Origin of the sequence: Limnohabitans sp. DCL3 (genome assembly GCF_048019295.1) — a bacterium.
Taxonomy (GTDB): Bacteria; Pseudomonadota; Gammaproteobacteria; order Burkholderiales; family Burkholderiaceae_C; genus Limnohabitans_A.
This window is the reverse complement of record NZ_CP171842.1, coordinates 814,223-827,053: the sequence shown is the minus strand read 5'-3', so window position 1 is coordinate 827,053 and position 12,831 is coordinate 814,223. Positions and strand designations below refer to the sequence as shown.

11 protein-coding genes are annotated in these 12,831 nt (G+C 58.7%); 6 read left to right on the top strand and 5 right to left on the bottom strand.

Translation table 11 applies throughout. The features are described 5' to 3' along the window. Positions 1 to 7: 7 nt before the first annotated feature. Together pepN and ACHEXK_RS03695 are read left to right on the top strand one after the other, a co-directional pair. A complete protein-coding gene (pepN, locus tag ACHEXK_RS03700) occupies positions 8 to 2,731 on the top strand; it encodes an aminopeptidase N (RefSeq protein WP_416548024.1) in 2,724 nt (907 codons plus the stop codon). Positions 2,732 to 2,760: 29 nt separating this feature from the next. Next, positions 2,761 to 3,768 carry a class 1 fructose-bisphosphatase gene (locus tag ACHEXK_RS03695; RefSeq protein ID WP_416548023.1) on the top strand — a complete coding sequence of 336 codons (1,008 nt, stop codon included), beginning with the start codon at positions 2,761 to 2,763 and terminating at the stop codon, positions 3,766 to 3,768. Positions 3,769 to 3,942: 174 nt separating this feature from the next. Here the strand turns inward: ACHEXK_RS03695 and ACHEXK_RS03690 are convergent, their stop codons facing one another. After that, the gene (locus ACHEXK_RS03690) at positions 3,943 to 4,839 is read right to left on the bottom strand and encodes a hypothetical protein (protein WP_416548022.1); all 897 of its coding nucleotides are present in this window, start codon (positions 4,837 to 4,839) and stop codon (positions 3,943 to 3,945) included. Between the two features lie 97 nt (positions 4,840 to 4,936). On the opposite strand from ACHEXK_RS03690, the gene ACHEXK_RS03685 reads away from it, so the two are divergent. Next, positions 4,937 to 5,662, top strand: a complete 726-nt coding sequence (locus ACHEXK_RS03685; protein ID WP_416548021.1) for a CoA pyrophosphatase — start codon at positions 4,937 to 4,939, stop codon at positions 5,660 to 5,662. Positions 5,663 to 5,669: 7 nt separating this feature from the next. Next, positions 5,670 to 6,635, top strand: coding sequence for a CobD/CbiB family protein (locus tag ACHEXK_RS03680; protein WP_416548020.1), 966 nt, complete (start codon positions 5,670 to 5,672; stop codon positions 6,633 to 6,635). Positions 6,636 to 6,646: 11 nt separating this feature from the next. On the opposite strand, the gene rsgA is transcribed toward ACHEXK_RS03680, so the two are convergent. From rsgA to ACHEXK_RS03665, 3 genes are read right to left on the bottom strand one after another with little or no spacing between them, the layout of a single operon-like run. Then, entirely contained in the window at positions 6,647 to 7,627 is a 981-nt protein-coding gene (gene rsgA / locus ACHEXK_RS03675) for a ribosome small subunit-dependent GTPase A (RefSeq protein ID WP_416548019.1), read from the bottom strand. 6 nt (positions 7,628 to 7,633) lie between these two features. Further along, entirely contained in the window at positions 7,634 to 7,945 is a 312-nt protein-coding gene (locus tag ACHEXK_RS03670) for a 4a-hydroxytetrahydrobiopterin dehydratase (RefSeq protein WP_416548018.1), read from the bottom strand. Next, positions 7,942 to 9,201, bottom strand: a complete 1,260-nt coding sequence (locus tag ACHEXK_RS03665) for a M48 family metallopeptidase (protein ID WP_416548017.1) — start codon at positions 9,199 to 9,201, stop codon at positions 7,942 to 7,944. Before ACHEXK_RS03665 ends, ACHEXK_RS03670 begins: the two co-directional genes overlap by 4 nt. Before the next feature lie 95 nt (positions 9,202 to 9,296). Between ACHEXK_RS03665 and orn the strand changes: the two genes are divergently transcribed. Next, positions 9,297 to 9,887 carry an oligoribonuclease gene (gene orn, locus ACHEXK_RS03660; RefSeq protein WP_416548016.1) on the top strand — a complete coding sequence of 197 codons (591 nt, stop codon included), beginning with the start codon at positions 9,297 to 9,299 and terminating at the stop codon, positions 9,885 to 9,887. A 258-nt stretch (positions 9,888 to 10,145) separates the two neighbouring features. Continuing rightward, complete coding sequence (locus ACHEXK_RS03655) at positions 10,146 to 12,233, top strand: DEAD/DEAH box helicase (RefSeq protein WP_416548015.1); 2,088 nt, start codon at positions 10,146 to 10,148, stop codon at positions 12,231 to 12,233. A 170-nt stretch (positions 12,234 to 12,403) separates the two neighbouring features. Here ACHEXK_RS03655 and rplS read toward each other — a convergent pair whose 3' ends face one another. After that, positions 12,404 to 12,787: a 50S ribosomal protein L19 gene (gene rplS, locus ACHEXK_RS03650; RefSeq protein WP_062405559.1), complete on the bottom strand. Its 384-nt coding sequence runs from the start codon at positions 12,785 to 12,787 to the stop codon at positions 12,404 to 12,406. Positions 12,788 to 12,831 lie beyond the last annotated feature (44 nt).

Here is a 12,831-nt window from a genome sequence, read left to right as displayed (position 1 = left end):
GTTCGTGATGCGTGAAGGACAACCCACAGCGATCCACCGGGAGGCTTATACCCCCCCGGCCTTCTGGATCGATACGGTCGATTTGACCTTTGACCTGGACCCCAGCAAGACTCGGGTACTGAACAAAATGCGCCTGCGCCGCAACCCTGACGTGGCGGCCCAAGCGCTGCGCTTGGATGGCGAGGCCTTGAACTTGGCTCGCGTGATGGTCAATGGTGCGGGCACATCGTTCAAGATGGACGGCAACCAACTGGTGCTGGAAAACCTGCCTTGCTTTGAAGAAGGCGGCTCTGACGCCTTTGATCTTGAAATTTTCACCACCTGTAATCCTGAAAAGAACACCCAACTGATGGGCCTGTACGTCAGCAATGACTCGTTCTTCACACAATGCGAGGCCGAGGGCTTTCGCCGCATCACCTATTTTCTGGATCGCCCGGATGTGATGGCCAGCTACACCGTCACGCTGCGCGCCGATAAAGCCAAGTACCCGGTACTGCTGTCCAACGGCAATTTGGTGGCGCAAGGCCTCTTGGACGATGGCCGCCACTTTGCCCAATGGGTCGATCCGCACAAAAAACCCTGCTACTTGTTCGCTTTGGTGGCAGGCCAACTGGTCGCTCGCGAACAACGCATCGTCAGCCGAGGCGGTCAAGAGCACCTGCTGCAGGTGTTTGTGCGACCTGGCGATTTGGACAAAACCGAACATGCGATGCACTCCCTGATGGCCAGTGTGGCCTGGGATGAGGCCCGCTTTGGTCTGCCGCTCGATCTGGAACGCTTCATGATTGTTGCCACCAGCGACTTCAACATGGGGGCAATGGAAAACAAGGGTCTGAACATCTTCAACACCAAGTACGTGTTGGCCAATCCAGCCACAGCCACCGACATGGATTTTGGCAACATCGAATCCGTCGTTGGACACGAGTACTTCCACAACTGGACAGGTAACCGCATCACCTGCCGCGACTGGTTCCAACTCTCCCTGAAAGAAGGTCTCACGGTTTTCCGAGACCAAGAGTTCAGCCAGGACATGGCGGGCGGTGCCAGTGCGCGGGCCGTCAAACGCATTGAAGACGTGCGCGTGCTGCGCACGGTGCAGTTTGCCGAAGACGCCGGGCCCATGGCCCACCCCGTGCGGCCCGACAGCTATGTCGAAATCAACAACTTCTACACCGTCACCATCTACGAAAAGGGCTCAGAAGTCGTTCGCATGATGCAAACCCTGGTGGCCACCCCCAACGACTTGCAAGGTCGGGATGGCTTTGCCCAAGGCATGAAGCTTTACTTTGAGCGCCACGATGGCCAGGCGGTGACCTGCGACGACTTTGCGCAAGCGATTGCCGACGCCAACCCCCGCTCTGCGCTGGCCCAAAACTTGCCCGCCTTCAAACACTGGTACAGCCAGGCAGGCACACCGCGCCTGCAAGCCGTGGGCATCTTCAACGCGGCTGAGCGCTCGTTCACACTCACACTCAGCCAAAGCTGTCCAGCCACGCCCGACCAAGAGCGCAAGGCCCCCTTTGTCATTCCCGTCACGCTGGGATTGCTCAATCGGGATGGCAGTGCAATGCCCCTGCAACTGGCAGGCTCCAGCGATCTGATGCTGCAACAAACTTTGGTGCTGACCGAAGCCAGCGCCCGCTACACCTTTGTCAACGTCGACAGCGAACCCGTGCCCTCGCTGTTGCGCGGCTTCAGTGCTCCCGTGGTGCTCGAGGACAATTTGTCGGCCAGCGATTTGTTGATTTTGTTGGCCCATGACAGCGACCCATTCAACCAATGGGAGGCAGGTCAGCGCCTGATGCTGCAAAGTGCTTTGCAAGCGATACAGCAAAACAAAGATCTGACGGGCCTGCCCGTGCTGTCCGACGAGCTGGTTGCGGCGCTGCGCGACCTTTTACGTCGCCCCGACTTGGACGCGGCTTTCAAGGATTTGGCGCTCACACTGCCATCGGAGAACTACATTGCCGACCAACTGGACGTGGTAGATCCCCAGCGTGTGCACGCTCTGCGCGAAACCATGCGCCTGCAATTGGCCACGGCTTTGAACGCCGACTGGCAATGGGCATGGGAGGCACACCAAGTTCTTGGCGCTTACTCGCCAGACGCCCAGTCCAGTGGGCGCCGCGCTTTGGCCGGTTTGGCCATGGGCATGCTTTGCGTGGCCGCCATGCACACTGGCGATGCAGTGACACCGGGCCGTGTCTACCAGCAGTTCAAAGACGCTGGCAACATGACGGACCGTTTCAACGCCTTGTCAGCATTGGTCATCAGTGGCCACCCGCTGGCACACGATGCTTTGGCTTTGTTTCACAAACTGTTCCAGCACGAAGCCTTGGTGATTGACAAATGGTTTGCCTTGCAAGCCAGCGCACCCGACCGCGCTGGTGATGTGCTGCCTCGTGTGCGCCAACTGATGCAGCACCCTGACTTCAGTCTGCGCAACCCCAACCGTGCACGCAGCCTGATTTTCAGCTTCTGCAGTGCCAACCCAGCCGGTTTCCACCGCACAGACGCAGCCGGCTATGTGTATTGGAGTGAACAGGTGTTGGCTCTGGACGCCATCAACCCGCAGGTGGCCGCCCGATTGGCCCGCGCCATGGACCGCTGGAGCCGTCTGGCAGAACCCTACCGCAGTGCGGCCAAAGTGGCCATTGAGCGCGTGGCCGCTAAAGCAGATTTGTCGAACGACGTGCGCGAAGTCATCGGCCGCGCCTTGAGTGCTGCTTGACGCTGAAGCCCCCAACCCAAGGACAGAACATGAGCAGCAAAATCTCCCTCTCCCGCTACCTGGTTGAGCAACAACGCGACAAAGGCCACATCCCTGCCGATTTGCGCCTGCTGCTGGAAGTGGTGGCCCGCGCCTGCAAAAGCATCAGCCATGCAGTCAACAAAGGCGCGCTGGGCGGTGTATTGGGCAGCGCTGAAAGCGAAAACGTTCAGGGCGAAGTGCAGAAGAAACTCGACATCATTGCCAACGAAGTCCTGCTCGAAGCCAATGAATGGGGTGGGCATCTGGCGGCCATGGCCAGCGAAGAGATGGACAGCATCTACCTCGTGCCCAACCGCTATCCGCAAGGCGAATACCTGCTGATGTTTGACCCGCTCGACGGCTCTTCGAACATCGATGTGAACGTCAGCATTGGCACCATTTTCAGCGTGCTCAAAAAAAACGATGACAACCAAGGTGTGACCGAGCAGGATTTTTTACAGCCCGGCAAGAACCAGGTGGCCGCCGGTTATTGCGTGTATGGCCCGCAAACCACGCTGGTGCTCACCGTGGGCGATGGCGTGGCCATGTTCACGCTCGACCGTGAACAGGGTTCATTTGTGCTGACCCAAGAAAACGTGCAAGTGCCGGCAGACACCAAAGAGTTCGCCATCAACATGAGCAACATGCGCCACTGGGACGAACCCGTGCGCCGTTACATCGACGAATGCCTGCAGGGCAAGGAAGGCCCGCGCGGCAAGGACTTCAACATGCGCTGGATCGCTTCCATGGTGGCCGATGTGCACCGCATCCTGACCCGCGGTGGTGTGTTCATGTACCCCTGGGACAAGCGCGAGCCGCACAAGGCGGGCAAACTGCGACTGCTTTACGAGGCCAACCCCATGAGCTGGTTGATCGAGCAAGCCGGCGGTGCATCGACCAACGGGAAAGAACGCATTTTGGATCTGCTGCCCCGCCAATTGCACGAGCGGGTGAGCGTGATTTTGGGCTCTAAAAATGAGGTGGACCGGCTGACGGCTTACCACGCCAAAAACTAACTGGTCATCGCAAGAAGTGCAGCCCTGATGCGCAAGCCTCAGGGCTTTTTCACGCCCCCAATGATCACTGAAAATCTGGTCACCCCCCTGTGGCACAAGAACCCGATTCAATTCACCTGGAGGCACCGATGAACTTCGAATTGAGGGCCGGGGCACGACCTCGCATGGCGCAGCTCAGGCTTGGGGTTCAGGTGGTAAAACGTCGGTGACCTTTGGCGGGGAATCCATGGGCAGAGCGACCACCGCACGCAAAGTCTCGCGCAGCATTTTTTTCTCGGGCAAACTCAAGGCACGGGCCAACCGCTGGCGCATGCGCAGCAGCAGTTGGCGGTCCACCTCTTGCGGTATGCCCCGACTCACTTGCAGTGCGTCACGCAAATCTTCACGCAAATCCTCAGGTTCATCGGCCCACCATGCGGTGATGACCTCGTGCATCGACTTGCGCAGCTCTTCGACATCCTCTAAAGCCAAGCCCATGCCCGTGGGCAACTTACCTTGCAACATGTCAGCCAAGGCCTGTGAGTTGACCATCACGCGACGGTCTCCTTGAGCCAACAAGCGGGCCCAACCCGGATCGGTGCGCACCATTTGTGGCATGTTCCGCGCCGATTCATCTGCCAACAAATGCACGCTGACACCACTGAGTTGCGCTTCATCGATGGTGGCCAAAAAACGCTCATCGTCGCTCGCCACCAGCACATGGTCACACGCGTGGTGCTCGGCGAGTTGTTTCAAATCATGGCCGAGTGAGCGCAGCAGAGAGGCGCCACCGTCGGCATCGTGGGTCTGTACCAAACGCACAATTTGGTCATCGATGATCAACCCATCCGAGCGATCGCTGTACCAGTAAATTCGGCGCAAATCGACATCCAAGCCTGCGTGTGCCAATGCTTGCGAGAGCAAGCTGAGTAAACCCTGACGGTTAACCGACTCGCCGGTGGTGCCCACGGCGCCTTGCTGGGCCATCCAAATCAAAAATCGCCCATCGATGAGCGCCATGCAGGTGCCGGAGCGGTGTTCGCCAAAACGGCGATCCGAGGAGGTGTTTTGGGAAAAATAGTCTCGCTTCATGCTGTCAACCTAAATCAATAAAAAATAGTGCTGCTAAAAAATGCAGCCTTTGACATTCTAAAGCGGGCGAGCTCTGAGTCGGTTATAAACACCCACCGTGTCCACACCTTTGTCTTTTGATCCCCGCAATGTCCCTGTTTGGCGCATCGACCACGATATGCCGGCCGTCCCGTCTGCACACCTTTCGCCCCAAGCCTTGAAGGCACGGTTTGCCAAGCCTCCCGCCTGGCAACCAGAGGTCGAACGGGAACCCTCTGTCTCCACCCGGACGCCTACACCCGCAGCCGTCTTGGTCCCCATTGTGATGCGGGGGGCCGACTTTGCGCAGTCCACCGTTTTGCTCACACAGCGGGCCAACCACATGAGCACACATTCCGGACAGATCGCCTTTCCGGGCGGAAAGGTAGACCCGCAAGATGCCAACCTGCAGGCCACGGCGCTGCGCGAGGCGCAAGAGGAAGTGGGTTTGGCCGCCCAACACGTTCAGGTGATAGGCCAATTACCGGTTTATGTGACCGGCACCGCCTTTTGGGTCACACCCGTCATCGCACTGGTATCACCTGGATTCGAATTGGCACCCAATGCGGACGAGGTGCAGGATGTGTTTGAGGTGCCGCTGGCTTTTTTGATGAACCCCGCGAACCACCGCCGTCATCACTTGGACTGGCAGGGCCAACAGCGGCATTGGTTTTCCATGCCCTACCACGAAGTCAGAACAGGACCGCAAGGCCAAATCGACCAGACAGAGCGCTTCATTTGGGGTGCGACAGCCGGTATGCTTCGTAACTTCTACCGTTTTTTAGTGGTCAACCCAGCACATTGAGGACGCCATGAGTTTTTTTGCCATTTTGCTGGCCCTGGTGCTGGAACAAGCCCGCCCCTTGAACCCGGTCAACGTCATTTACACCGCCATGACTCGGTGGATTACATGGGTTGCCCGCACATTGGATGCAGGCATCCAGCACCAAGCCTGGATCACTTGGGGCATCACCGTGATCGGACCAGCCCTTTTGACCATGCTGATTCACTGGAGCCTCGAGTGGGGTTTGGGATGGTTGCTGGCGGTGGTGTGGAATGTTGCCCTTCTCTACGTGACCTTGGGGTTTCGACAATTCAGCCACCATTTCACCGCCATTCGCGAAGCGCTGGAAAATGGCGACGAAACACGGGCCCGCGAGTTGCTGGCCGAATGGCAGCAAGTACAAGTCGGTCAAATTCCGCGCAGCGAAATTGTGCGCCACGTCATTGAGTACTCCATGATCGCTGCCCACCGTCATGTGTTTGGGGTATTTTTTTGGTACGCGGCCTTGTCCATTGTGGGTTTGGGCCCCGTGGGCGCGGTGGTGTACCGCCTCACGCAATTGGCGCAACGCCGATGGCAAGAACCTGCACTCGATGGCTCTGTGGCGAGCGAGGCGCTTCGCGCAGTAGCCTCTCGCGCCTGGTTGACATTGGACTGGCTGCCTTCGCGCATGACCGCTTTGGGTTTTGCCATCGTGGGCAGTTTTGAAGACGCCATGGATGGCTGGCGCAACCACGCGAACAACTTTCCCGATGACAACGACGGGGTCATTCTGGCCGCCACAGCAGGCGCCATCAATATTCGCTTGGGCGGCGCCCCATTGCAAGCGGCCAATCCAGATGACGATGGCGCTTCCAGTTCGGGAGGCAGCAGCACCCCAGGCCGCATTCCAGAGGTGGCGCATTTTGCCCAAGTGGTGGGTTTGGTCTGGCGCACGGTCATCATGTGGCTGGTGCTGGTGGCCCTGCTGACCATGGCCAACTTGTTGGGCTGAAACCCACTGTCCTACCAGCGCTGCAGGCCCAATTCCTCAAACAGCTGTGCGTAAATGCGATGGCGACGCATGCTGACAGAGCCCGTGTGCTGCTCGGTTTCTACCTGTGCCAACACGGCACAACCGGGTTCGTGCAAATGCGTGCAGTTGTAAAACTTGCACCCGCCCAAATGCTTGCGCAAATCGGGCATGCAGTCGGCCAAGCGCGTGGGCTCGATGTGGTGCAGGCCAAACTCCTGAAAACCAGGTGAATCGATCAAGGCGGTGCGTGCGTCACCCGTGTCATCAGCCCCATCCAATGCGGGGACCCAGTACCAACGCGTGCTGGTGGTGGTGTGCTTGCCCGAGTTGAGGGCCAGCGAAATCTCGCCGGTCTCCACCTGCGCACCAGGAACCAATCGGTTGATCAGCGTGCTTTTGCCGCTGCCCGACGGCCCAAGAACCAGCGTTGTCAGACCCATCAGATGCGCACTCAATGCAGCCACGCCGTCGTCGGCGACCGGACTGCGCGGACTCAGGCTGATGGGCATGACGCTGTAGCCCATGGCGCGGTAGGGGGCCAGTCGCTCCCAGGCTTGTGCAAAGGGTTGGAGCAGATCGCTTTTGTTGAGCGCGATGATGGGCGTGATGCGCTCAGCTTCGGCCGCCACCAAGGCCCGTGAGAGCTGGCTTTCAGAATACTCAGGATCGGCCGCAATCAGGATCAGCACGCGGTCCAAATTAGCGGCAAAGGATTTGGTGCGAATTTCGTCCTGCCGGTAAAACAGGTTGCGACGTTCCTGCAGTTTTTCAATACTGCCCTCGTCACCTGCAATCTGCCACAGCACCTGATCACCGACCACCACCTGGTTTTTTTTGCCGCGTGGGTGGCAAATCAGACGTCGTCCTTCGGGTGTTTCGACCAGACAATGACGGCCATAGGTGGCCACCACCAAGCCCGGCTCGAGATCGCTGGTTGGGGCTAAAGCCGGGCGCGCTTTGGGTTTACTCATGCCACATCATGCCGGTATCAAGGTGTCGGTCTGGGTCGCGGCCTCAAAGTCCAGACGGCTCAAGCCGCGCACATCGTGGGTGTTCCAGCGGACCACGCAGCGGCGGTAGGTCAGCACCAGTTCCGGGTGATGGTTCAACTTTTCAGACAACCACCCGACACTGTTGACGAAGAGTAAAGCGTGTGAGTGCTCGGGAAATTCAAAGATTTTTTCAATCGCCACATGCTCGCCATCACCCGACAAACCCCAGCCCGGAATCTGGCCCAGCGCCATGATCACTTCAGTGGGCTTGAGGGCCCTGACTTCTGGGGCGCTCATGCGGTTTTCATCCTTTGCAAACGCTCACTGGCCGGGGGGTGCGAGTAGTAGAACTTCACATACCAAGGATCGGGCGTGAGGGTTGAAGCGTTGTCTTGGTATAGCTTGAGCAGGGCCGAGGACAAGTCCTTGCCCGGCGTTTGTGACACGGCATAGGCATCGGCTTCAAACTCCTGTTGGCGCGAGCGCCATGACGACAAAGGCGCCAAAAACAAGGTCACCACGGGTGTGACCAACATGAACAAGACCAGTGCCAACGCATCGTTGCTGCCCGACAGATTGGGCATCACGCCCAGGCCTGTATAGAACCAAACCTGTTGGGCCAGCCAGCCCAGCAGTGCCAGACCCGCCAGCGTCATGGCAAAGCTGCTCGCCATCATTTTGACAATGTGCTTGTGCTTGAAATGGCCCAGCTCATGGGCCAGCACCGCTTCCATTTCGGCCGGGCTCAGTTGCTGGAGCAAGGTGTCAAAAAACACCACGCGCTTGCTGGCCCCAAAGCCAGTGAAGAACGCGTTGGAGTGCGCCGAGCGGCGGCTGCCGTCCATGACAAAAAACCCTTTGGCGGTAAAGCCTGCCCGTTGCATCAGACCTTGCACGCGGGCCTTGAGCGACTCGTCTTCCAAGGGTGTGAATTTGTTGAACAGCGGCATGATCACATTCGGCGCAATGGCCATCAAAAACAGCTGCCAGCCCACCAGCACGCCCCAAGCCCACAGCCACCACCACGCGCCCCCGGCGTGCATGAGCCACAGCACCACCCACAACAGCGGCAGGCCGAGCACCAAGCCCAGCACCAGGCCTTTGGCCATGTCGGCCAGCCACAAGGCGGGCGTGATCTTGTTGAAGCCAAAGCGCTGCTCCACGCCAAAGGTTTGCATGAGCGACAAGGGCAATCCAATCAGACCGCCAACCAGTGTGAAGCCCAGCACCAGCGCGATTTGCTGCGCCATGCCTGGGCCCATCCAGTCCAGCAACACCTGGTTGAGCGCGTCAAGCCCGCCCAGCAGCGTCCAGCCCAGCAGCACCGTCGCATCGAGCGCAATGTCGATTTGTGACAAACGCGCTTTGGCCAAGGTGTAATCGGCGGCTTTTTGGTGGTCGGCCAAGACCATGGTGTCGGCGTAAGCCTGCGGTACCGCATGGCGGTGGCGGGCCACATGCCGCACTTGGCGGGCGTTCAGCCAGAACTTGAGCGCGACATGGGCCAGCAAGGCCACCACCAGCGTCAGTGTCAAAGTCAGTGATGCATTCATGCTGCCATTGTAGGAGCCACACCCTGCGAGCCCTGGGATGTGCTTCGATTCAAGCCCAAGGCCGAAGGGTTCATGGCATCGGCGACAATCCCAATATGTCTGATGCGAACACCCCTACCCCCGCCCCTGAAGTCACAGAGTTGCCCAAATCCGACCAGAACCTGGTCTGGATCGATTGCGAAATGACGGGCCTCGACCCCGAAAAAGAGCGCTTGCTGGAGATCGCCGTGATCGTGACGGGTCCACACCTGACGCCGCGCATCGAAGGACCCGTGCTGGTGATTCACCAAAGTGACGAACTGCTGAACCAAATGGACAACTGGAACAAGGGCACGCACGGCAAAAGTGGCTTGATTGACAAAGTCAAGGCATCCACCACCAGCGAGGCCGATGCCGAAGCGCAGATCCTGGCTTTCTTGAAAAAGTATGTGCCCAAAAGCGCATCCCCTCTGTGCGGCAACACGATCAGCCAGGACCGCCGCTTTCTGGTCAAGTTCATGCCCCAACTGGAATCGTTTTTTCATTACCGCAACTTAGACGTGAGCACACTCAAGGAACTCTCGCGCCGATGGAAGCCCGAGGTGTATGCCAGTTTCAAGAAACAGCAAAAGCACACCGCTTTGGCCGATGTGCACGAATCCATCGATGAACTGGCGCATTACCGCGAGCATTTCATTCGCTTGTGATTTTTCAGGGAAAACCCTAGCGTTTTTTCTTGAGCCGTGCCATAATCCGCGTCTTGCTGCATTTCAGGTGCAGCAATTCATACATCTCCCTTCATGCCTTGACCCAACGATAGGGTCACTCACAGCGGCCAGGCTCCTTGCCCAGCGCCCCTCGCGAGCACCGTTTGATGGTTGATGTTTTTTCAACCTTGCGGTGCTAAGACCTCATGCAACAGTCTACTGTTGGCGGTCGTTGTTCCGTGCGAGTTTTTTACACACATGACCGACACTTTGAACACAGTGCAGGACGACTTGTCGCCTGCCGAAATCACATCCATCACGACCGAATCGACTGCGCAAGCAGCCCAGAAAAACTTGGCTACGGAAATCATGGTCGCCGCAGCGGCTGACATCAAGAGCGTCACTTCACCTGAAGTGGCGACCGAAGATGCCGAAGAAGCAGACGCCACTCCTGCTGAACCCAATGGCTTTGTAGAGTTGGGTCTGGCCCCTGAATTGGTGCAAGCTGTGGCCGATTTGGGCTATACACAACCCACCGCTGTGCAATTGCGCGCGATTCCTTTGGCGCTGCCCACAGCCGGCGGCTCCAAAGACGGCAAGTCCAATGGCTACACCGATTTGATGGTTTCCAGTCAAACCGGCAGTGGCAAAACCGCCGCCTTTTTGTTGCCCGTGTTGCACACGCTGATCCAGCAGATGGCCGAACAAGAAGCGGCTGAACGTGCAGAGTTTGACCAAGCATGCGCCGACGCTGCCGCCAACGGCGAGCCAGCACCCAAGCGCGCCAAACGCAAAGATCCCACCAACCCACGCAACTTCAAAGCCCCAGCCCCCGGTGCACTCATCTTGTGTCCCACCCGCGAGCTGGCCCAGCAAGTGGCGCAAGACGCCATTGAGCTGGTCAAGCACACACGCGGTCTGCGCGTGGCCAACGTGGTTGGCGGCATTCCTTACCAATTGCAAATTGCCAAGCTGCAGAACGCCAACTTGGTTGTGGCCACCCCTGGCCGTTTGCTCGACCTGCAACGCTCCATGCAAATCAAGCTGGACAAGGTGCAGTTCTTGGTCGTGGACGAAGCCGACCGGATGCTCGACCTGGGGTTCTCGGACGACTTGGCCGACATCAACGACATGACCAGCCAGCGTCGCCAGACCATGATGTTCAGCGCCACCTTTGCCCCACGCATTCAGCAACTGGCCATGCGCGTCATGCACGATGGCGGCTCTTCGGTCCAAAAAATCCAGATCGACAACCCCCAAGAAAAGCACAACAACATCAAACAAGTGCTGTTTTGGGCCGACAACGCCCAGCACAAGCGCCAGATGCTTGACCATTGGTTGCGTGACGCCACCATCGACCAAGCCATCGTGTTCTCCAGCACCCAAATTGAGTGCGACGGCTTGGCCGCTGACCTGCAGCAAGACGGCTTCTCGGCTGTGGCCCTGCACGGCGCCCTGAGTCAAGGCATGCGCAATCGCCGACTGATGGCGCTGCGCAATGGCCAAGTGCAAATTCTGGTCGCGACCGACGTGGCCGCCCGCGGCATCGACGTGCCCACCATCACCCACGTCTTCAACTTCGGCTTGCCGATGAAGGCCGAGGATTACACCCACCGCATTGGCCGTACTGGCCGTGCTGGCCGCGATGGCTTGGCCGTGACATTTGCCGAGATCCGTGACCGTCGCAAAATCGGTGACATCGAGTCCTACACACGCCAGCCCTTCAAGGCCGAAGTGATTCCGGGCTTGGAGCCCAAGGTTCGCATGCCCGAAGCCCGCAAGCCCATGGGCCGTGGCGGTGACCGCTTTGGTGGTGAGCGCAATTACGCCAATGCAGGCGGTGGTTTCCGTGGTGGTCGTCCCGCCCCTGGTGGCCGCGACTTCGGTGGCAACCGCGACCGCGACAACGGTGGTGGTTTTGACAACCGCGCCCCACGTGGCAATTTCCGCGACGAGCAACCTCGATTTGAGCAGCGCAGCGAACCCCGCTTCGATGCACGCAAAGAAGGCGGTCGTTTTGACGCACCCCGTGGTGATAACCGTGGCGGTGACCGCTTTGAACCACGCAGCGCACCCGCGCACCCATGGGACAAAGGCGACAGCCGCCCTGCCCCACGCCAAGACGCTCGCCAGGACGGCCCACGTCAAGGCGGCCGGTGGGAAGAGCGTGGTGGTGACAACCGCAACGCCGCTCGTCCAGCACCACGTGGCGCGGCAGGTGCGGGCGACAAGTTTGCTCGCGGCCCCAAGCAGTTCGGTGCCAGCAACTTCAAACCTCACGGTGCAGCTGGCGAAGGCCCTGCCAAGCGCGGCGGCACCCGCGTGCTGAAGATCACACGCGGTTGATTGTTTTCTTGGGTTGCACCCAGGACTTCCAGCATCTCTCGAAGGTCTTGCCTTGATCGGCAAGGCCTTTTTTCATGGCGAGTAGGCCATGCGTCACTGTTTTGAAATGTCCATAAAAAAACCGCCCGTGGCGCAAGCCCGGGCGGTTTTTTCGCATGGCCGAAAAGGCTTTACGCTTTGGCAGCAGGCGCCGCTTTGCGCTGTGGCAACTTTTCTTTGATACGTGCCGACTTGCCGCTGCGGTCACGCAGGTAGTACAGCTTGGCGCGGCGAACATCACCACGACGCTTGACTTCGATGCTGGCGATCACAGGGCTGTAGGTTTGGAACGTACGTTCCACGCCTTCGCCACTGGAGACTTTACGCACGGTGAAGCCGCTGTTCAGGCCACGGTTACGCTTGGCGATCACAACACCTTCGTAGGCTTGGACACGCTTGCGCGCACCTTCCACCACGTTGACGCTGACGATCACGGTGTCGCCGGGGGCAAATTCAGGAATCACTTTACCCAGACGGGCAATTTCTTCCTGCTCAAGAGTTTGAATCAAATTCATTTTTTGAACTCCGTCCGATCATGCCTCGCTACACAAGGGGCGTT

Coding starts and splice junctions, on each gene's coding strand:
- ACHEXK_RS03690 (WP_416548022.1), bottom strand. CDS start 4,839: ATGAAGCGAGACTATTTTTCCCAAAACACCTCCTCGGATCGCCGTTTT.
- pepN (WP_416548024.1), top strand. CDS start 8: ATGCGTGAAGGACAACCCACAGCGATCCACCGGGAGGCTTATACCCCC.
- ACHEXK_RS03695 (WP_416548023.1), top strand. CDS start 2,761: ATGAGCAGCAAAATCTCCCTCTCCCGCTACCTGGTTGAGCAACAACGC.
- rplS (WP_062405559.1), bottom strand. CDS start 12,787: ATGAATTTGATTCAAACTCTTGAGCAGGAAGAAATTGCCCGTCTGGGT.
- ACHEXK_RS03665 (WP_416548017.1), bottom strand. CDS start 9,201: ATGAATGCATCACTGACTTTGACACTGACGCTGGTGGTGGCCTTGCTG.
- ACHEXK_RS03655 (WP_416548015.1), top strand. CDS start 10,146: ATGACCGACACTTTGAACACAGTGCAGGACGACTTGTCGCCTGCCGAA.
- orn (WP_416548016.1), top strand. CDS start 9,297: ATGTCTGATGCGAACACCCCTACCCCCGCCCCTGAAGTCACAGAGTTG.
- ACHEXK_RS03670 (WP_416548018.1), bottom strand. CDS start 7,945: ATGAGCGCCCCAGAAGTCAGGGCCCTCAAGCCCACTGAAGTGATCATG.
- rsgA (WP_416548019.1), bottom strand. CDS start 7,627: ATGAGTAAACCCAAAGCGCGCCCGGCTTTAGCCCCAACCAGCGATCTC.
- ACHEXK_RS03680 (WP_416548020.1), top strand. CDS start 5,670: ATGAGTTTTTTTGCCATTTTGCTGGCCCTGGTGCTGGAACAAGCCCGC.